Here is a 20,621-nt window from a genome sequence, read left to right as displayed (position 1 = left end):
ACTTATGACGCAACCTTTCTCCGGCTTTAGCCAGCAGGGCCTGAATTTCCTGCAGCAGGTGCGGATCGAGAACGATAAGGCGTGGTTCGACGGCAACCGCGACATCTACGATCGCGAGCTGCTGGCGCCGTTTCGCGCGCTGGTGGAGCAGTTGGCTCCCGGCATGCTGGCGATCGATCCGCAGTTTGAGACTCGCCCGGCGATCGGCAAAACGCTGTCGCGCATTCATCGCGATACGCGCTTTTCTCACGACAAGTCGCGCTACCGCAGCCGCATGTGGCTGACGTTCAAGCGCCCGAGCAAAGACTGGAAAGATGCGCCGGTCTATTTTTTTGAACTGGGGCCGGACATGTTGCGCTATGGGCTCGGCTACTACAGCGCCAACAAGCCGACCATGGATCTGTTCCGCCATACGCTGAGGCAGCGGCCGCAGCCTTTCCTGGAGGTGGCGGCCTGCTGCCGGCCGCCGTTCGAGCTGGTGGGCGAAAGCTACAAGCGCCCGCTGGTGAAGGAGCAGGCGGCGGAGATCGCCACCTGGTACAACCGCAAGTCGTTTGCGGTGATGGTGACGGACAGCGAAGTGGAAAAGCTGTTCAACGCCGATCTGGCGCCGCTGCTGGCCGGGGCGTTTTTGCAGCTTGAGCCGCTCTACCACTGGCTGATGCAGGTAGAGACGATGAAGCAGATCGATCCGGCGGATCTGTAAACCTCGCGTCAGCGGGGATGCAGCAACCGCCAAAAGGCGTCGATCAGCGGATCGCTGAGGCGCTTTTTCTGGACGCAGACCCCCAGCTCGAAGGGTTCGACCATCGAGATGTTATCCAACTGCGAGATGCGGTTGCGCACCGGCTCCGGGCTGTTGTCTACCACCACGCTCGGGATCAGCGCGATGCCGCAGCCCAGAGCGACCATCGACACGATCGCCTCGTGGCCGCCGACGGTGGCATAAATCAGCGGATTGCTGATGCGGTGGCGGCGGAACCACAGCTCGATGCGTTTTCGCGAAGGGCCGTGCTCCGGCAGGATGAACGGGATCTCGGCCCAGTCGGGCTTGTCGGCAAACGCCTGGCTGCGTACCGCGCAGGGCAGCGCCGGTGCGATCAGCACCAGCGGGATTTCACCGATTTTGGTGAACGCCACGCTGGCGGGCAGCGTTTCCGGCCGGCCGGCGATGCCGAGATCGGCCTCGTTGGATTGCACCTTGTCGACCGCGTCGGCGGCGTCGCCGGTGGTCAGCTTAATTTCTACCAGCGGGTGCTGCGCGCGGAAGCGATCGAGGATCGGCGGCAGGTGGCTGTACGCCGCGGTCACCGAGCAGAACAGCCGCAGTTCGCCGCTCAGCGAAGGGCCGTGCTGGCCGAGCGAGTGCTTCAGCTGCTGATATTGCAGCAGCGTTTGCTGGGCGAATTCTTTCAGCTGTTCGCCGGCGTCGGTGAGCTGCACGGTGCGGTTATCGCGCAGGAACAGCGGCTGCCCGAGGATCTCTTCCAGCCGCTGGATCTGGCGGGAGAGCGTCGACGGGCTGACGTGCATCGCCTTGGCGGTGCGCCCGAAGTGATGGCTTTCGGCCAGATGCAGGAACAGCTTTAAATCACGTAAATCCATATCGATACGCTCGCAGTGAGGGTGTTGCAAAAATTGCAATATCACGTTCTCAATATATCAATTTAAGCAACGCATTTCCTGTTATACATTGAGTTTAACGAATCTCCGCACAGACAGGGCGGGGAATGAAAATAACAATGCAAGACAACATCAAACCGGAGTACCACCATGGCTAACTATTTCAACACATTGAACCTGCGTCAGCAGCTGGCGCAATTGGGTAAATGCCGCTTTATGGCGCGCGACGAATTTGCTGACGAAGCCGGCTACCTGAAAGGTAAAAAAGTGGTGATTGTCGGCTGTGGCGCCCAGGGCCTGAACCAGGGGCTGAACATGCGCGACTCCGGCCTGGATGTCGCCTATGCCCTGCGCAAAGAAGCGATCGACGAAAAGCGCGCTTCCTGGCGCAAGGCGACCGAAAACGGTTTTAAGGTCGGCACCTACGAAGATTTGATCCCGCAGGCGGATCTGGTGGTTAACCTGACCCCGGACAAGCAGCACTCTTCCGTGGTGCGTGCGGTGCAGCCGCTGATGAAAGACGGCGCGGCGCTGGGGTATTCCCACGGCTTCAACATCGTTGAAGTGGGCGAGCAGGTGCGCAAAGACATCACCGTGGTGATGGTCGCGCCGAAGTGCCCGGGCACCGAAGTGCGCGAAGAGTACAAGCGCGGCTTCGGCGTGCCGACCCTGATTGCGGTTCACCCGGAAAACGATCCGAAAGGCGAAGGCATGGCGATCGCCAAGGCCTGGGCGGCGGCGACCGGCGGCCACCGCGCCGGCGTGCTGGAATCCTCCTTCGTCGCTGAAGTGAAGTCTGACCTGATGGGTGAGCAGACCATTCTGTGCGGCATGCTGCAGGCGGGTTCGCTGCTGTGCTTCGACAAGCTGGTTGCTGAAGGCGCCGATCCGGCTTACGCCGAGAAACTGATTCAGTTCGGCTGGGAAACCATCACCGAAGCGCTGAAGCAGGGGGGCATCACCCTGATGATGGATCGCCTGTCCAACCCGGCCAAGCTGCGTGCCTATGCGCTGTCCGAACAGCTGAAAACCATCATGGCGCCGCTGTTCCAGAAGCACATGGACGACATCATTTCCGGCGCCTTCTCCAGCGGCATGATGGCCGACTGGGCGGAAGACGACGTGAAACTGCTGACCTGGCGCGAAGAGACCGGCAAAACCGCGTTCGAGAATGCGCCGCAGTTTGAAGGCAAGATCAGCGAGCAAGAGTACTTCGATCATGGCGTGCTGATGGTGGCGATGGTGAAAGCGGGCGTTGAGCTGGCGTTCGAAACCATGGTCGATGCCGGCATCATTGAAGAGTCGGCTTACTACGAGTCGCTGCACGAGCTGCCGTTGATCGCCAACACCATTGCGCGTAAGCGTCTGTATGAAATGAACGTGGTCATCTCCGATACCGCGGAGTACGGCAACTACCTGTTCGCCAACGCAGCGGTGCCGTTGCTGAAGGACTTCATGACCACCCTGCAGGCGGGCGATTTGGGCAAAGCCGTGGCGGGTACGGCGGTGGACAACGCGCAGCTGCGCGACGTGAACGAAGCGGTGCGCAGCCACCCAATCGAAACCGTCGGCCGCAAGCTGCGTGGCTACATGACCGATATGAAACGTATCGCCGTTGCGGGCTGATTTTCCGCAAGATAAAAAACAAAAGCCGGCTGCAATGCCGGCTTTTTTATGCCTGCGGCGGCGCGATCAGTTGCCGTTCAAGGCCGCGCCGGATCGCGTGTTTGGCGTTGGCGACCCCCAGCTTACGCACCGCATTGCCGATGTGAAACTTCACCGTGCCGGTTTTGATCCCCAGGATCAGCGCGATCTCATTATAGGTTTTGCCCTGGCTGGCCCAATAGAGAATTTCCCCTTCGCGCGGCGAGAGCCGATCCTTTCGGCCAGCCTCGGCGCTGGCCAACGCAAACGCGTGCTGGTGGGTATCGACCAAGACCATCTGCAGGCTGGCCCTTTCTTCCTCCATTAGCTGCCGCAGTTCGGCGTCATCGGCCGCCGTCGCGCTGATCGACAAGATCGCCAGATTGTTGTCGTGATCGTGCAAAACAAAGCTGCAACCGTGCACGATGTCGTACTCCCGCGCCTGGCTGAAGATCTTCCGGTAATGCCGATCCTCGGTGGTGAGGGCGGTGTCGTGCCACATAAAGGGCGCACAGCGGTTATGGGCGGCGCGCACGACGGGATCGATGCGCTGATAGCGATTGGCACTGTAGATGTCCAGCCATTCTTGCGGATAGCTCGATACCAGCAGATGGCGGTCGGGATGGTGTTTGTTGAAGGTCAGGTAAGCGTATTTGAATTGGCTGAAGGCCTGTAGCCGGCCATCAAGATGCAGTCTTGCGGCGACGGCGTTGGCGAATGTGGCGGCCATCGGTAACCTCCCTGTCGTTCGGCGGCTCAGCCCGACCTGCACCAAAGTCCAGCTAGTCAGTGCGGCGGATTGAAATTTATACTCGGCTAATAAATTCAAAAAGACGGCAATGCCAAGACCCGAGCTTAGCAGCTCTGGGCGGAAATAAGCCAACGCCAGGGAAATTCTTTCAATCATCCTCTGATCAATGCTCCTGGGATCCATTGCGTGGGCGGCGGGGTGACTTCGCCGCCGCCTTATTGATTATGCGGGCATCATTGCTGCGGGAATGATGGCGCCGCGATGTTGGATCACCGTCGCAGCAAGCTGGTGGCCGCGCTGCGCCGCCTGCTGGGCACCGCCGCCGTTCAGGCGCACCGCCAGGTAGCCGGCGCTGAAAGAGTCGCCCGCCGCGGTGGTATCCACCACGCGCTCCGGCGGCAGCGCGATCGCCGGCACCTCAAGCCGCTCCCCCTCCACATTGAACACCAGACAGGCATCCGCGCCGCGTTTGATAACGATCTCGCCGACGCCGAGCGCCTGCGTGCGCGTCACTATCTGTTCAACCGGCTGCGCTCCCCACAGCAATTCTTCGTCATCCAGCGTCAAAAAGGCGATGTCGGTGCAGGCCAGCACCTCGCGGTAGGCCTGCTGCGTTTCCTCACGGCTTGGCCACAGGCGCGGGCGGTAGTTGTTGTCGAAGATCACCTTGCCGCCGTTGGCGCGACAGCGGCGCAGCAACGCCAGCAGCTTCGTGCGGTCGGCAGGCGCGAGGATCGCCAGGCTAATGCCGCTGAGGTACAGGTAATCGAACTGCGCCAGCCGCGCGCACAGTGCGTCGGCCTGCGGTCCAGCAAGCCAATAGCGGGCGGCGGCGTCATTGCGCCAATAGTAGAAAGTGCGTTCGCCGGCGGCGTCGGTTTCGATCACGTACAGGCCCGGCAGCTTGTTGTCGAATTGCTGAATCAACCCGGTCTCGATCTTCTCCTGCCGCCAGGCTTGCAGCATCTCGCCGCTGAAGCTGTCGGTGCCGAGCGCAGTGACGTAATGCACCTGCAACGTCTGTTTCGGCATTTGGCGGGCGAGGTAGACGGCGGTGTTGAGGGTATCGCCGCCAAAGCCGCGCGTCAGCTGTGCGCCCTGCTGCGACAGCTCGATCATGCATTCGCCGATCACGGCGAGGTTTCGGATAGTCATCGTCAATAAGCCCTGGCTAAAGAAGAAGCAACAGCCACCAGTCTCCACGCAAGGCGGTAAGAGAGTCAATAAATTAAAACAGTGTTTTAATTTTTTATGATCGCGATCGGCCAACGCCAACAGGGTGAAGAGGAAAGCATGCGGCAATTCGTGCTTAAAGTTTTACGCGGCGTGGCCGATAAGTTGGGTAAAGAAACAGCGGCAGCGCTCTCACTTCCCCGCCACGGCGATAGTACCGATGATAACCAATCTGATCTCGGGTCTGCTGGCGCCCTGTTTTGCCCTCTATGCCTGCGCCAAATCGCGGCGCTACTGGCGGCAATGCCGGCGCTTGTATACCTTCCAGCCGATTTATCGCACCAGCGGCGCGCTGTTGGCGGTGGAACTGCTGACGGCGGTATATCACCCGAATGAGCCGGACAAGCGGCAATCCCCGGAACACTATTTTGCCTCGCTCGGCGTCGCCCAGCGTTTGCGGGTGGTTCAGGAACAGCTGGCGCTGTTGCAGCGCTGGCAGGCGTTGTTCACCCGCCATGCGGTGATGGTGTCGGTCAATATCGACGGCATCGCGCTGCAAGCATTACAGCGTCATAGCGCCTTGCAACGGCAGATCGCCGAGATGCCTTATCTGCGCTTCGAGCTGGTGGAGCACGCCGCAACGGCATCAAGCCGCCCGCTGCAGCAGATTGTCGGCGGCGAGCGGCTGTGGCTGGACGATTTCGGCAGCGGGCTGGCCAACTTCTCCGCCGTCGGCGCCTGGCGCTATCAATACATCAAGGTGGCGCGCGAATTGTTCACCTTGCTCAAACAGTCGGAAGAGGGCGTCCAGCTGCTCGGCACCCTGATCAAAATGATGAACCAGCACAGCGACGGGGTGATCGTCGAAGGCGTGGAAACCGAGCAGGAGTGGCGGCTGGTGCAGCGCTCCGGCGCGTTGGCCGCCCAGGGCTACTACCTTTCCCGTCCGGCGTGCTTTGAAACGCTGCACAGCGTGCCGACGCTGTTCGCCGCGCCCGGCGCGCCGGCGTGAACTCCGGCCTATCCTCAGCTAGGCTTAAACGGGGCTGCTAACTCCTTTTCCTTTCATTCGGCAGCCCGATTTATGCGCTGAGGGAGCCGCTATGACAAGAACAGGAAAGGTTTTCAGCTGGCTGGGCGGCATTGTGCTGCTGCTGATCGTCGCGCTGGCGATCTTCATCGCGACCTTCGACTGGAATCGACTCAAGCCCGCCATCAACGACAAAGTGTCGGCCGAACTGCGGCGACCGTTTGCCATTCGCGGCGATCTGGGCGTCGACTGGTCGCGCAATCCGGATGAGGGCGGTTGGCGCGCCTGGGTGCCCTGGCCGCATATTCACGCCGAAGACGTGTGGCTGGGTAATCCGAAAAACATGCCCGGCGACAGCATGGTGACGCTGCAGCGCGTCGACGCCAGCATCGCGCCGCTGGCGCTGCTGGGTAAAGAGCTGCTGATCCCGCGCATCTGGCTCAAGCGGCCGAATGCGTCGTTGCAACGTCTGGCCAACGGCGATAACAACTGGACGTTTGACCTGGCCGCCGACCAGGATCCCAAGCAGCCGCCTTCCGACTGGTCGTTCACCGTTCACGACATCGTGTTCGACAAGGGGCAGATCGCCTTTAAAGACGCCACGCTGAAGGCGGATTTTCGCGCCGTCATCGATCCGCTCGGCAAACCGTTGCCGTTCAGTGAAGTGACCGGCAAACAGGGCGGCGACAAGGCCGCCACCCCCGATTACGTTTTCGGCTGGCAGGTGAAAGGCAAATATAACGGCGAGCCGTTGAGCGGCAGCGGCAAGATTGGCGGCATGCTGTCGCTGCAGAGCGCCGATTTGCCCTTCCCGCTGCAGGCCGACGTGCGCTCCGGCAGCACCCGGGTGGTGGTCGCGGGCACCTTGTCCGATCCGCTGAACCTCGGCGGCCTGGACGTGCAGTTGAAGTTTTCCGGTGAAAGCCTGAGCAACCTCTATGGCCTGACCGGCGTGTTGTTGCCGAATACCCCGCCGTATGCGACCGATGGCCATCTGACCGCCCGACTGCATCAGCCGGGCGGCGCGGTGTTTGAATACCAGAAATTCGACGGAAAAATCGGCGATAGCGACATTCACGGCAGCTTGAAGTACGTTGCCGGTAAACCGCGGCCCACGCTGAGCGGCGCGGTGAACTCCCGGCAGCTGAGGTTGGCGGATCTGGCGCCGCTGATCGGCGCGGACTCCAACGCCGCCAAAGCCGGGCGCGGCGAAAAGAGCCGTCAGCCGGCGGATAAGGTGCTGCCGGTCGAACAGTTCGATACGCAAAGCTGGAGCAAGATGGATGCGGACGTGAAGTTTGCCGCCGCGCGCATTGAACGCGGCAGCGATTTGCCGCTGAGCGATCTGGCCACGCACCTGAAGCTGAACAATGGCGAACTGCGCCTGGATCCGCTGCGCTTCGGCATGGCGGGCGGCAGCCTGAACGCCGTCGTGCGCCTCGACGGCGGCAAAAAACCGATGCGCGGGCAGGTGGATATGCATGCACGCAAACTTCAGCTTAAACAGCTGTTGCCGAACGTGGAGGCGATGAAGCGCAGCCTCGGGCAGATGAATGGCGACGCCAGGTTGACGGGCAGCGGCAATTCGGTGGCCGAACTGCTGGCGACCAGCAATGGCGACCTGCGCCTGCTGATCAATAACGGGGTGATCAGCCGTAGCCTGATGGAGATCCTCGGTCTGAACGTCGGTAACTATCTGGTGGCGCAGCTGTTCGGTGACGACGTGGTGGGCATCAACTGCGCGGCGGCGGACGTCGGCATCCGCAGCGGCGTCGCCGCGCCGCGACTGTTTGTGTTCGACACCGAAAACGCGGTGATCAACATCACCGGCAACACCAACCTCGCCACCGAACGGCTGGATTTGTCCATCGATCCGGAAAGCAAGGGCATGCGCGTGCTGACCCTGCGATCGCCGCTGTACGTGAAAGGCACCTTCAAGCACCCGGACGCCGGGGTCAAAGCCGGGCCGCTGATCGCGCGCGGCGCGGCGGCGGTGGCGTTAGGGGCGGTGCTGACGCCGGCGGCGGCGCTGCTGGCACTGGTCTCGCCCAGTGAAGGCGGCGAGGAGAACCCGTGCGGGCAGATCCTGCGGGAGATGAAAGGCAAAAAATAATCAGGCGCGCGGCGGCGGCGTGAGCAGCCGGCAGTCGTGATCCTGGATCTCTTCCGCCGAGGCCAGGGTGAACGGCAGCAGGCTGCGCTCGGTTGCCAGCAACAGGAAATCGCCGTCCGGCAGCGCGGTCATCGCCAGGCCGAAGCTGCCCATGCGCCCGTCGGCGCGCGGCAGGCCGGTGGCCAGCAGGCGGAAGGCGCCCTGTTGTTCCAGTTCAGCGGCGGTCACCCGCCGCCCCAGATAGTCATGCCCCAACAGGCCGCCGGGCAGCGGTTGCCATTGCTTGATGAAATGGGGGCCGATTTGCGCCAGCCGCTGTTTTACCGCCGGCAGCAGGCAGGAGATATGAATGTGCAGCTGGTTTTGCGTGCGGCCATATTCCGAATTGATCGCCAGGGAAATATCGCCGTCGTCGATCGGTTTGCCATAGCGTTCCGCCATCACGTGGCGCGCGCGCCAGGCCTGGGCGAAGAAATTCGGCGTGGCGGCGTCCAGCACCGCCGGGCTTTCGATACCGGTGATTTTGGCGCTGGGCATCAGCAGGTATTGCAGCGGTCCGTTGCGATCTTTAAACACCACGAAACCGGCCTGCACATCCACCTGCGCGCAGGGCGCCGGGTTGTCGTGCGCCTGCTGATTGGGCAGACATTGCTGGCTGACGATGCGCCACAGCGCATCGGGATGGTCGGGTTTCAACCCGTAAAAGAGCGCGATGGCGATAGCCGCCAGCAGCGCCACGCAGACAAATACCCCACGACGCAGAGACATCGGCCGATCCTGTTACCGAGAGAAACATTCAGCATAGCCCGGTTTTATGACAGGAAGCGAACACCGCGTGCGGCCCCCCGCAGTGAGGGGGCCGTAGGGGATCACAGCGACTGATGGCGGGTTTCTTTCATCAGCAGCAGGGCCAGCAGCGTCAGCCCGGCCATCGCCGCCAGGTACATGCCGACGTAGAACAGCCCGTAGTGGGCCGCCAGCCAGGTGGCGATATAAGGCGCCACGGACGCGCCGAGGATCGACGCGACGTTGTAGGAGAACGAGGCGCCGGTATAGCGAACTTCGGTAGGGAACAGCTCCGGCAGCAGCGCGCCCATCGGGCCAAAGGTCAGCCCCATGATGCTCAGGCCGCACAGCAGGAAGCCCATCACCAGCGCCTGGTTGCCGGAACCCAGCAGAGTCGGGAACAGGAACGCGAAGCCGATCATCAGCAGGGTAATGGCGATCATGGTCTTGCGGCGGCCGAACGCGTCCGCCAGCAGACCGGCGATCGGCACCATCACGCCGAAACCGATCACCGCCACCATCAGCATCCACAGGAAGCTGTTGCGGGAGTAACCGAGCCCGAGCGGCTGCGGCGCGGTGCCGTAGGTCATCGAATACACCGTCATCAGATAAAACAGCGTGTAGGTCGCCAGCATGATGAAGGTGCCGAGGATGGTGGCTTTCAGATGCTTGCTCAGCAGCGTGCCGAGCGGCACTTTTACCTGTTTGCCGGCCTTGGCCACTTTGGCGAACACCGGCGTTTCATGCAGTGATACCCGCACGTACAGGCCAATCAGCACCAATGCGGCGGAGAGGATGAACGGCACGCGCCAGCCCCATTCCATAAATTGCTGGTCGCTCAGCAGCCATGAGAGCAGCAGGAAGGTGCCGTTGGCGAAGAAGAAACCGATAGGCGCCCCCAACTGGGGGAAAGAGCCGTACAGCGCGCGCTTTTTGGCCGGCGCGTTCTCCGTCGCCAGCAAGGCGGCGCCGCCCCATTCGCCGCCCAGCCCCAGCCCCTGCCCAAAGCGCGCCAGCGCCAGCAGGATAGGGGCAAAGATGCCGATGGTTTCATAGCTCGGCAGCAGGCCGATCAGCACGGTGGAAATCCCCATGGTCAGCAGCGAGGCGACCAGCGTCACCTTGCGCCCGACGCGATCGCCGAAGTGGCCGAACAGCGCAGAGCCGATAGGGCGCGCGACAAAGGCGACGGCGAAGGTGGCCAGCGACTGCAGCGTCGCGGTGGTCGGGTCGCCCTGCGGGAAGAAGATGTGCGGGAACACGATCACCGCGGCGGTGGCGTAGATGTAAAAGTCGAAGAACTCGATGGCGGTGCCGACCAGCGAGGCGACGATGACTTTCCCGCGAGAATTCACCGGTGTGGACGCGTCGTCGGCGTCGAGTGGGGGTGCGATGGTGGCTTGCATATCTATTTCTTATTGTTGGGGGGTAAAAATCCATCTTAGTGACAGCATTCCGCCTTTTCAACGCGGGAACTCTGGGCAGCGCCGCCGCTAACCGGTTAAAAAGACTAATGTTTTACCTGGCTTCTTTTCTGTAGCGTTAAACGTTGAGAAATGGGGTTCATGCAGAGGGAATGGCTGTAAAAACGGGAAAGAAAAGTGATTGGGTAGTTTGTTATGCTGGTTTTTCGAATGCCATGCCGCATGATTTAGAGGGATTGACTGGTTTTATGTTTATTAACCAGAGGAAAGTGCCGGCGCGTGCGATAACACCGGCACGATTGCATGGCTTCAGCGTGTCGGCGGCTCGCGTTCCGGCAAGGCTTTGTCGCCTTGGTAGTCGGCCGTTGCGATCCAGGCGGCGCAAAACAGCGTCAGGCGGGCGAAGAAGTAGAAGAACGCCATCAGCCCGATCACCGAGCCGAAGGCCGCGCCGGAAGGCGATTTCGCCACCTGCGGCAGCGTCATCGTCATCACGAACTTGATCACCTCAAAGCCGATAGCCGCAAGCAAGGTGCCGCGCAGCAGCGCTTTTTTCTTCGGTTTGTGGCGCGGCAGCATCCAGAAAATCCACAGGAACAGCAGATAGTTGGCGAAAATCGAGATCGACAGTGCGATCGTCGTCAGCGCCGGCCGCAGCCATTCGATGCCGTCCAGCCCCAGCGCGTTGACGATCGCCGCCTGCGCCGACCCGGCGACCGAGGTCAGCGACAGCGTGATAATCAGCGCGACCACCAGGCCGGTCAGCGAGATGAAATCGCGGGTGTACTTGAAATAGATTTTCTCCTGATCCTGCGGATTGCGCTCCCAGACGTCACGTGACTGCGCGCGGATCGCTTCGCGCAGGTTGCCCATCCAACTGATGCCGGAATAGAGCGCCAGCGCCAGGCCGGTCAACCCCACGGTGGTGCGCTGCTGAATGGCGGTATTGACGGTGTTCTTCAGCGTGCTGGCCAGCGTCGGATCGCTGATGCTGCCGACGATCCGGTTGATCAAGCGGGCCAGCAGATCCGGGTTGGAAGCCAGCACGAAACCGGCGGCGGCGAACGACACCATCAGGATCGGGATCAGCGAGAGGAATGAAAAGTAGGTGATGGCGGCGCCGAACTGGCTGCCCAGCCGATCGTTAAAACGTTCGGCGGCGCGCAGCAGGTGCGCCACGCTCGGCCAGGCTTTGATGCGTTCAATCAGACGTGAAAAACCGCTGATGCGGCGGTCGAGCGTCTCATGGCCGGTCTTGATGGCGATAAGCGGCTTCGGTGGCGTGTCTTGTGCGGGCTCGCGGCGTTCCTGGTCTGGTCCTGTAGGCATTACTTCACGATTTCCTTAACGTTAAACGGCATGTATCAGCGTTGATTATAGCCAAAGCCCTGCGGCGTTTTGAGCTCCGGGGCGGCAAACGGTCAATTTCCGAGCTTAACGCGTTAGCGCCCTGCATGAAATGCCGGGGATGGCGCGATAGGTAAAATTCCTATGGAAACCCCGTGGCGCCTCGGTTTTTTCACTTCTCTACCTCCAATTTTTATCTGTTTCGTCGGCGAGAAAGCGTTTACTCATGATGTGGCGTCGCGCTTTGCCGCTCGCCGCTCCGCTGCAGCCGTAGGGGCTGGAACGGTCTTATCCGTCATCAACAGAAAAACTGGAAGGTCTTATGAAATTGCTTAATCACCCCACCTGTCGTCCGTTTACCGAAGCGGGCAATCTGTCGCAGATCTCCGCCTACTATGAAGAGGGGCGGCACATCATGTGGATGCTGCTGCGCGCTGCGCCACGCCCCTGCTTCAACCAGGCGTTGATTGAAGACATCATGACGCTGGCGCAGGCGGCGAAGGAGTCTTCGCTGCGGTTCGACTTCTGGGTCACCGGCTCGCTGGTGCCGAACATGTTCAACGTCGGTGGCGATCTGCAGTTCTTCGCCGAAGCGATCAAAAACCGCAAGCGCGAGGCGATGATGGCCTACGCGCGCGCCTGCATCGACTGCGTGCATGCGGCGGCGCGCGGTTTCGACACCGGCGCGGTCAGCATTGCGATGGTTGAAGGCAGCGCGCTGGGCGGCGGTTTTGAAGCGGCGCTGGCGCACCATTTCGTATTGGCGCAAAACAATGCGCGCATGGGGTTCCCGGAGATTGCGTTCAACCTGTTTCCCGGCATGGGGGGTTACTCGCTGGTGGCGCGCAAGGCGGGCATGCGCTTGGCCGAGGAGCTGATTTGGGGCGGCGAGTCGCACACCGCAGAGTGGTTCGAGAGTCGCGGGCTGGTAGACCAGCTGTTTCAGCCCGGCGATGCTTACCTGGCGACGCGCACCTTCATCGATACCATCCGGCCGAAGCTCAACGGCATGCGCGCCATGCTGCGGGCGCGTCAGCGCGTGTTGCAGCTGACGCGTTCCGAGCTGATGGACATTACCGAAGATTGGGTGCACTCGGCCTTTACCATTGAGGAAAAAGACCGTGCCTACATCGAGCGGCTGGTGATGTTGCAGGATCGCCATACCCTGAACCTGCGTCGTGCCGGCTAACGTTAACGCGTCCGCCTCATGCGGAGGGTGAGCGCGGGCGATAGGACTGCAGCCAATGCTCCAGCTGTTCCGGGAGCATTGGCCGCGCGAACAGAAAGCCCTGTTTTTCGTCCACGCCGACTTCGTCGAGGAAGTGGTTTTCGCTCTCGGTCTCCACTCCTTCGGCGATCACGCGGAAGGCCAACGCCTCCGCCGCCGCGACGATCGCGCGTACCAGCGATTGCGATACCGGATTGAAATTCACCCCGCGCACGAAGCTTTTATCCAGCTTGATGGCGTCCAGAGGAATGCGTGCCAGCTGCGCCAGCGACGAATAGCCGGTGCCAAAGTCGTCGAGATGCACCTGCGCGCCCAGTTCGCGCAGCCGGGTGATCAGCGCGCGCGCGCGATTCTCGTCTTCAATCAGGCTGCTTTCGGTCAACTCGAAGTCCAGCAGACAGGGGGCCATGCGGTGACGGTGCAGCACCCCGAGCAGGTCGTTGACGATGCTGTCATCGGCCAGCTGACGGGCAGAGAGGTTGACCGCCACCCGCAGATTCAATCCCTGCTCTTGCCACTGCGCCGCCTGCCCGGCGGCGGTTTGCAGCACCCATTGGCCCAGCGGGCCGATCAGGCCGGACTCCTCGGCGTAGGAGATGAACTGCAGCGGTGGGATCAGGCCGCGCTCCGGCGAATCCCAGCGCACCAGCGCTTCCACGCTGTGCACTTCACCGCTGTGCGCGTCGATTTTAGGCTGGTAATACAGCACCAGCTGATTTTGCTCCAACCCTTTGCGCAGATTGGTGTCCAGCCACATGTACTCGGCGACGCGTTTGTTCATCTCCGGCGAGAAGACGGTATAGGTGCGTTTTCCGTGCTCCTTGGCGACGTACATGGCGGTATCGGCGCTGCGGATCAGGCTGTCGAGATCGTTGCCGTGCTCCGGGCACAGCGCGATGCCGATCGAACAGCCGGTATACACCTCAATCAGGCCGATGCGAAAAGGGGTCTTCAGCCTGTCGATAATGCGCTGCGCCAGCGTTTGCAGGCGCTCGCGATCGCTTTGTGGCGCCAGCACCAAGAATTCGTCGCCGCCGAGGCGGGCGAGCACTTGATCCGGGCTCAGGCAGCCGAGGATCGCCAGCGCGACCTCGACCAGCAGCCGATCGCCGAACATATGGCCGTAGGCGTCGTTGACCTTTTTGAAGTTGTCGAGATCGAGGTACACCAGGCCGAAACTCTCTTCGCCGCGCGTGGCGATGGCGTGATTGATCTTGTCTTGTATGGCGTTACGGTTCGGCAGGCCGGTGATGAGATCGGTGTTGGCCAGCACCCGTAGCCGCTCTTGCGCGCGGCGTTCTTCGGTGATGTCGGTACCGGAGCAGATCAGAAAGACTTCGTTTTTTCCGCTGCCGCTGTGCACGAATTTGTTGCGAAACAGGAACAGCCGTTCACCCTTGACCGTCTTTACCCAGCGTTCCACCTCATAGGACGAACCGTTGCGGAAGAAGCCGGCGATGTTGCGCCGCGAAGCGGCGGCTTCTTCCGGGCTCATAAACAGTTGGAAAACGTTTTTGCCGATCACCTCGTGTTCGTGCAGCCCGGTGTACTCCTCGCTCAGCCGGTTGAAGCGCTGGATGCGGCCGTGCTGATCGACGATCACGATCACCGAGTTGGCTTCGGACACCACCTGCTCGGCGAAGGAGAGGCCGTGCACCAGGTCGCGCGCCACGGATTGGGTGTCGCTGAAGGCGGAAGCGGTGCCCGCCCATTCGAGGTTGTTGACGCGGCGCCCGACCAGATGCAGATGCAGCGGTTCACCGGCTAGCGTAATGGTCAGCTCAAGGCTGGCGGTCACGCCGGTCAGACGGCGGATTTTCGCCGCTTCCATGGCGCTGAGCGCCACCGCGACATGAGCTTTGCCCTTAATAGCGGACAGCTCCAGGGCATTGCTGTCAAACGCCAGCCGCCAGTGGGGGCTTTGGGTGCCGAAGTGAGCGCTAAGAAGCTCAGGGCCTTGGTCTGCGGGCATGACGATTCCTCAAAAGAGCACGGGCGGGCGGCCGGCACAGCGCCGGGCAGCCTGTTGGCCCGAAAGCGATCGCCGTACGCATCTGTGCATCATATAACAGGTTTTCACAGGCGGGGCGGGTGATGGAAACTATTATATAAGCAATGATTAGTTTTGCGGTGTAAACGTCGCCCGGCGGCCGCTTGCCTTAAAGTGTAGGAGAACATCGGATCGTGTGATGCTTAGTGATTTCCCCTGCTATCGGAAAACGGTTGATACAAGGTTGCCGTGCAGGTGAGTAAATTATAGCGGTGAGGGGAAAGCGGAAAAATAACTCCACCGGGGGGATTTTTGCCGAGAAATTAAAATTTCCATCAAATAAACGCCATCTTCATAGTTTTCTCATAATTGGTGAATAAATCCGATCCGGGTTTTAAAAAGTTTACACACCCTCGCATTACTTGAAATTTATCAGCCTATTATTATCTCCGACAACGAATGAGCCTGTTAACGTACAGCGCTCCTGATGAAGAAAATTTTTAAGGAAATGATTATGCGTAAATTGACGGCTTTATTTATTGCTTCCACGCTGGCCCTGGGTTCTGCTTCCGCGGCGTTCGCCGCCGATACGGCTACGGCCCCGGCGGCGGATGCGGCGCCGATGAAAATGATGCATCACAAGGGTGAAGGCAAAGGCGGCCCGTTCGCCGGGCTGAACCTGACCGAGCAGCAGCGCCAGCAGATGCGCGATATCATGAAAGAGTCGCACCAGAAGCGCGGGCCGGGCATGAAAGAGGAGCGCCAGGCGTTGCACAATCTGGTCGCTTCCGACAGCTTTGACGAAGCGAAGGCGAAGGCGCAAATTGACGCGATCGGCAAAGCGCAATCCGAACGCATGCTGGCACGCGCCAAAGCGGAAAATAAAATGTATAACCTGCTGACGCCTGAGCAGAAAAAACAATACAATGAGAATTATCAGAAACGCGAGCAAAAGATGATGGACCACATGAATAAAATGAAGGAGCAGATGCCCGCCGGTCAGTAATATCCGCTCGCGGTGAATAATAAAGGGCCAGGCTATTTGTCTGGCCCTTTTTATTTGGCGTTATCACCGGCAGGTTCTGCAGTGAGTGATAATCATTCCCCGCCGACAATGCGCCGGAACTGTTCGGCAACGGCCTGTGCAAAGCGCGGGTCGTTAATATGATAAGGCGTTTTTATCAGCCGGCGTTTGTCGGTGGCGTATACCGTTTCTTCCAGCGCTTGCGTAAAGGCGGCCAGCGCCGCCGGATCCCAGAACGGTTGGCCGGGCGCATCCAAAGCCGATACGCCGCCCGCCGGGATAACGAAACGCACTTCGCCCGCGCAGGCGTTGATCTTTTCGCCCATCCAGCGCCCCATTAACGCATTCTCCCGAGCGCTGGTGCGCACCAGCGTCACTTGCGGGTTGTGATGGTGACGCAGACGGTTGGCATAGCGAGCCGGCACCGTATTCGGCGCGCCGAAGTTGATCATGTCTATTGCGCCGCAGGAGAGCACGCACGGGATGCCGGTACGCGCGATGGCACCGAAACGATCCGTATTGCAGGGCAGCACACCGCCAAACAGGTAATCGGCCACTTCGGTAGTGGTTAAATCGATGGCGCCGTGCAGTTGGCGGTTATCGATCAGTTTTTCCAACGATCTGCCGCCGCTGCCGGTCGCATGAAACGTCAGACAATCCCATTGTGTTCCCAGTTCGGCAATCAACGCCTGAACGCAGGGCGTGGTGACGCCAAACGTCGTCAGGCCGATCGCGGGTTTGTTGTCGTGATAGTCGACGGCGGCGAAGTGCACTGCGCCGGCTATCTGGCGCGCTGCGTTGCTCAGCACCCGTCGCGAGATGCGGTTCAGGCCGGCGAGATCGGTGACCGAATACAGCATGTTGATATCGCTGGCGCCGACATAGGCGGAAACGTCTCCCGCCGCCATGCTCGAGACCATCACTTTCGGCAGGCCGATCGGCAGCTGCTGCATGGCCGGCGTGATGATGGCGGTGCCGCCGGAGCCGCCCAGGCCAAGCAAGGCGGCGATATCGCGGCGCGTCAGGATAAAACGTTCGAAAGCGGTCGCCATGGCGGCGATCGCCTGGCCGCGACTGGCGCAGAAGACCGCGTCGGCGCCCGCCGGATGGTGGCGTGCGACGTCCTCTGGACCGATATCGGCCGGGGAGTCAAACGGCAAGCGACGAGTGGAAAGATCGACGGTTCGCGTGGGTAAATTCAGGGCAGCGATCAGCCGCCGTACATACTCCAGCTCTTGTCCTTTCGTATCTGCTGTGGTAGCAATATAGACAAAATTTGAAGTGTCTTTCATGTGTCTTCCTGGGGTTTTTCTAATTTTTATTTATAAATCATTTTGTTATATTTTTTAGGGTGCCCTGGTGTTGGCGTTTAAATTAAATTGATTAATGTATTTATATAATGAGACGGCAGTATCATTTTTGCAAGGGCAGCTCAGTGCAAAATGGGACTCCTGTCTCATTTTTGAGCTTTTCAACGTGGCCGGCGTTTTGCCGGCAGCCAGTCGACAGAGGCGCATCCTCTGTTGCGCAAGCGTGTGCAGATGCATGAGGTTTATGTGCCGATAGATGCCTTTCCCACCCCGTTTGATCCTTCACTGACTTCCACCCGGGCAAAAACCTACCGTTTGTTGCTGGCCAGCGCGATGACGCTGTATGACGAAGGGGCGTTTCCTTCGATCACCGAACTGGCGGCGCATGCGCAGGTATCGCGTGCGACGGCCTACCGCTATTTTCCGACCCAGAGTGCGCTGATTAGCGCCGTGGTGGCGGAAAGCCTGGGGCCTATTCTGGAATGGCGCCCGCAAGACGATGACGCCCTGAAACGCATCCAGCAGTTGCTGACTTTCGCCTATCCTCAGATGGAGCGGCACGAGGGAGCATTGCGCGCGGCGCTGCAGCTCTCTTTGCAACAGTGGGCGCACGCGACGCCGGGCGAGAAATTCGTGCGCGGCAACCGCAAGCGTCTGTTGGCGCTGGCGGTGGAACCGCTGCAGGGCAAACTGCCGCCGGACTCTCTGCAGAGAGTGATTCATGCTTTCTCGCTGATTTACGGCTCGGAGGTGTTTCTGGTGCTGAAAGATATCTGGGGGCTGGAGCTTGAGAGCATTCAGGACGTCACGCAATGGATGGCCAAAGCCATTCTGCGTCAGGCGGAAGAGGACGCGACGAACTGCAAAAAAACATCAGCAGGATAATCCAATTTTTGCCGATGGCCGAGTGAAAAACCAGCATAATTCACTGAGTGAATATTGGCAAAATTTATAATTAAAAGTGATAAAAGACGCCTGTTAAGCACTTTTCAGTCGGCCGCACTCTTCATGTCTCCCTGAATTATATTTTTATTTATCAGTAAATTATAATTTATCCCTTCACTTATTATCGCCGTTTTGATACCGGCAAACGTCATTGTCATTTCTTATCGGCACTGGCCTGATTCACCCCTGAAACATTCTCTCCTCCCGTCGAACTGCCGGATGACACATTAAGCGCACTTGAGATTGTTGTGCTTTATTTATTTGGTGTTACCAAACTGTTACACAAAAAATCTTATAAAACATTTGCAAACAACAACGGACGGTATCTGGGATGGAGAAGAAACGTAGAGGAGTCAAATCCGCTCGGGCGGCCTTCGGCTGGCCTGAAATCGGAGTTCATCGCGCACAATGGAGCGCGATGCTGATCTGCCTGACGGCGATTGGCGGGGCGCAGGCCTCCAGCTATATAGAGAACGGCCAGGCGGGCGATCCGGCCAGCTGGCGCAGCAGTGAGTTCAATGCGGAATGGGGGCTGGGGGCGATCCACGCCGACCAGGCCTACGCCGCCGGTTATACCGGAAAAGGCATCAAACTTGGCATTTTCGATCAGCCGGTTTACGCCAAGCACCCGGAGTTCGCCGGTGAGAATAAGGTGATCAATCTGGTTACCGAAGGCATCCGTGAATACACCGATCCCTATATTCCGGTGAAAAAAGGCGACGCTTTCCGCTATGACGGCACGCCGAGCGTGGATTCCGATGGCACGCTCGGTTCGCACGGCACCCACGTGGGCGGCATCGCCGCCGGCAGCCGAGACGGCGGCGCCATGCACGGCGTGGCGTTCAACGCGCAGATCATCAGCGCGGAGAACGGCGATCCCGGCCCGGAGGACGGCATCATCCTCGGCAACGACGGCGCGGTGTATAAGGCCGGTTGGGATGCGCTGGTGGCCAGCGGCGCGCGCATCATCAACAACAGCTGGGGCATCGGCATTACAGATAAATTCGCCAAGGGCGGTAAGAACCCGGCTTATCCGCATTTCACCGTTGACGATGCGCAAAAGCAGTTCGATCAGATTAAACAGATCCTCGGCACCAACCCCGGGGGCGCCTATCAGGGCGCGATCGACGCGGCCCGCAGCGGCGTGGTCACCATCTTCGCCGCCGGTAACGATTACAACCTGAACAATCCGGACGCCATGGCCGGCCTGGCCTATTTTGTGCCGGAGATTGCGCCGAACTGGCTGTCGGTCGCCAGCTTGCAGGATCCGACCAATACCGGCGATTACAGCATCAGCACCTTCTCTTCTCGCTGCGGTTATACCGCCAGCTTCTGCGTCTCGGCGCCGGGCACCCGGGTATACAGCTCGGTAATCGAAGGCACCAGCCTAGAGAATCTGACAACCGGCTACGCCAAATACAGCGGCACCTCGATGGCGGCGCCGCACGTGGCCGGCAGCGTCGCGGTGCTGATGGAGCGTTTCCCGTATCTGAGTGGCGCGCAGGTGGCGGAAGTGCTGAAAACCACCGCCACCGATATGGGCGCGCCGGGCATCGACGCGCTCTACGGTTGGGGGATGATCAACCTGGGCAAGGCCATCAACGGCCCGGGCATGTTGGTGACTGCCGAAGATATTCCTGCGGAGTTCCGTATTCCGGATCCGACGGGCGTGGCCTACGGCCCGACCCAGTTTGTGGTGGATCTGCCGGGCGTCGGCGCGGTGCTGGACAAGGGTAAACCGACCGAGCGCGTCTGCAGCGATGTGCTGTGCGGCCTGGATTTCTGGAGCAACGACATCTCCGGCCATGGCGGCCTGACCAAACAGGGCATCGGCACGTTGGTACTGACCGGTAACAACACCTATGCCGGCCCGACGCTGGTTAATCAGGGGCGGCTGGCGATCAACGGCTCGGTCACCTCGGATGTCAGCGTGCAGAACGGCGGCATCGTCGGCGGCAGCGGCACGGTCGGTTCGCTGACCGCCCGCCGTGGCGGCACCGTGGCACCGGGCAACTCGATCGGTACCCTGAACGTGGCCGGCAACGTCAGCTTCGAGCCGGGTTCGCGCTATGCGGTGGAAGTGGGGCCGAACGGCCAGAGCGATCGGATCCAGAGCAGCGGAGCGGCGACGATCGGCGGCGGTGAGGTGGCGGTCACGCTGGAGAACAGCAGCAACCTGCTGACGCAAAGCGAGGTGCGCAGCCTGCTGGGCCAGCAGTACACCATCCTGAGC

The 20,621-nt window shown here is 60.3% G+C and carries 16 protein-coding genes; 8 read left to right on the top strand and 8 right to left on the bottom strand.

What is annotated here, in order from left to right; all coding sequences use genetic code 11:
* Positions 1 to 4: 4 nt before the first annotated feature.
* Positions 5 to 706: a DUF2461 domain-containing protein gene (locus WFM45_RS24255; protein WP_048326462.1), complete on the top strand. Its 702-nt coding sequence runs from the start codon at positions 5 to 7 to the stop codon at positions 704 to 706.
* Positions 707 to 714: 8 nt separating this feature from the next.
* Here the strand turns inward: WFM45_RS24255 and ilvY are convergent, their stop codons facing one another.
* On the bottom strand, positions 715 to 1,605 hold the full coding sequence (gene ilvY, locus WFM45_RS24250; RefSeq protein WP_004929971.1) for an HTH-type transcriptional activator IlvY: 891 nt from the start codon (positions 1,603 to 1,605) through the stop codon (positions 715 to 717).
* 168 nt (positions 1,606 to 1,773) lie between these two features.
* On the opposite strand from ilvY, the gene ilvC reads away from it, so the two are divergent.
* On the top strand, positions 1,774 to 3,249 hold the full coding sequence (gene ilvC, locus WFM45_RS24245; RefSeq protein WP_004929973.1) for a ketol-acid reductoisomerase: 1,476 nt from the start codon (positions 1,774 to 1,776) through the stop codon (positions 3,247 to 3,249).
* A gap of 46 nt (positions 3,250 to 3,295) precedes the next feature.
* On the opposite strand, the gene WFM45_RS24240 is transcribed toward ilvC, so the two are convergent.
* On the bottom strand, positions 3,296 to 3,997 hold the full coding sequence (locus tag WFM45_RS24240; RefSeq protein WP_156866398.1) for a LuxR family transcriptional regulator: 702 nt from the start codon (positions 3,995 to 3,997) through the stop codon (positions 3,296 to 3,298).
* A 243-nt stretch (positions 3,998 to 4,240) separates the two neighbouring features.
* Positions 4,241 to 5,173 carry a sugar kinase gene (locus WFM45_RS24235; RefSeq protein WP_033631841.1) on the bottom strand — a complete coding sequence of 311 codons (933 nt, stop codon included), beginning with the start codon at positions 5,171 to 5,173 and terminating at the stop codon, positions 4,241 to 4,243.
* 238 nt (positions 5,174 to 5,411) lie between these two features.
* On the opposite strand from WFM45_RS24235, the gene pdeH reads away from it, so the two are divergent.
* Together pdeH and WFM45_RS24225 are read left to right on the top strand one after the other, a co-directional pair.
* Entirely contained in the window at positions 5,412 to 6,203 is a 792-nt protein-coding gene (pdeH, locus tag WFM45_RS24230; RefSeq protein WP_021505226.1) for a cyclic-guanylate-specific phosphodiesterase, read from the top strand.
* A 91-nt stretch (positions 6,204 to 6,294) separates the two neighbouring features.
* Positions 6,295 to 8,334 (top strand): AsmA family protein, encoded by a 2,040-nt coding sequence (locus WFM45_RS24225; protein ID WP_060557922.1) that lies wholly within the window; start codon positions 6,295 to 6,297, stop codon positions 8,332 to 8,334.
* Here the strand turns inward: WFM45_RS24225 and WFM45_RS24220 are convergent, their stop codons facing one another.
* The 3 genes from WFM45_RS24220 to yhjD all read right to left on the bottom strand — a co-directional run bounded on the left by WFM45_RS24220 (position 8,335) and on the right by yhjD (position 11,873).
* Complete coding sequence (locus WFM45_RS24220) at positions 8,335 to 9,102, bottom strand: CDP-diacylglycerol diphosphatase (RefSeq protein WP_336957566.1); 768 nt, start codon at positions 9,100 to 9,102, stop codon at positions 8,335 to 8,337.
* Positions 9,103 to 9,203: 101 nt separating this feature from the next.
* On the bottom strand, positions 9,204 to 10,526 hold the full coding sequence (locus tag WFM45_RS24215) for an MFS transporter (RefSeq protein WP_004929985.1): 1,323 nt from the start codon (positions 10,524 to 10,526) through the stop codon (positions 9,204 to 9,206).
* A gap of 327 nt (positions 10,527 to 10,853) precedes the next feature.
* Positions 10,854 to 11,873: an inner membrane protein YhjD gene (yhjD, locus tag WFM45_RS24210; RefSeq protein ID WP_033631844.1), complete on the bottom strand. Its 1,020-nt coding sequence runs from the start codon at positions 11,871 to 11,873 to the stop codon at positions 10,854 to 10,856.
* Positions 11,874 to 12,213: 340 nt separating this feature from the next.
* Between yhjD and WFM45_RS24205 the strand changes: the two genes are divergently transcribed.
* Positions 12,214 to 13,080 (top strand): crotonase/enoyl-CoA hydratase family protein, encoded by an 867-nt coding sequence (locus tag WFM45_RS24205; RefSeq protein ID WP_004929989.1) that lies wholly within the window; start codon positions 12,214 to 12,216, stop codon positions 13,078 to 13,080.
* Positions 13,081 to 13,096: 16 nt separating this feature from the next.
* Here WFM45_RS24205 and pdeR read toward each other — a convergent pair whose 3' ends face one another.
* The gene (pdeR, locus tag WFM45_RS24200; protein ID WP_004929992.1) at positions 13,097 to 15,091 is read right to left on the bottom strand and encodes a cyclic di-GMP phosphodiesterase; all 1,995 of its coding nucleotides are present in this window, start codon (positions 15,089 to 15,091) and stop codon (positions 13,097 to 13,099) included.
* 532 nt (positions 15,092 to 15,623) lie between these two features.
* On the opposite strand from pdeR, the gene spy reads away from it, so the two are divergent.
* Entirely contained in the window at positions 15,624 to 16,115 is a 492-nt protein-coding gene (gene spy, locus WFM45_RS24195; protein ID WP_028128096.1) for an ATP-independent periplasmic protein-refolding chaperone Spy, read from the top strand.
* Positions 16,116 to 16,207: 92 nt separating this feature from the next.
* On the opposite strand, the gene WFM45_RS24190 is transcribed toward spy, so the two are convergent.
* Entirely contained in the window at positions 16,208 to 17,425 is a 1,218-nt protein-coding gene (locus WFM45_RS24190) for a Tm-1-like ATP-binding domain-containing protein (RefSeq protein WP_033631845.1), read from the bottom strand.
* A 249-nt stretch (positions 17,426 to 17,674) separates the two neighbouring features.
* Here WFM45_RS24190 and WFM45_RS24185 point away from each other — a divergent pair, with 249 nt between their 5' ends.
* Positions 17,675 to 18,328: a TetR/AcrR family transcriptional regulator gene (locus WFM45_RS24185; protein WP_048326479.1), complete on the top strand. Its 654-nt coding sequence runs from the start codon at positions 17,675 to 17,677 to the stop codon at positions 18,326 to 18,328.
* Between the two features lie 478 nt (positions 18,329 to 18,806).
* Positions 18,807 to 20,621, top strand: a 1,815-nt coding sequence (locus WFM45_RS24180) for a S8 family serine peptidase (protein ID WP_336957563.1), incomplete at its 3' end; no start/stop codon positions are given.

The organism is Serratia sp. KG1D (genome assembly GCF_037150675.1).
GTDB lineage: Bacteria > Pseudomonadota > Gammaproteobacteria > Enterobacterales > Enterobacteriaceae > Serratia > Serratia nematodiphila.
This window is presented reverse-complemented; position numbering and strand designations above follow the sequence as displayed.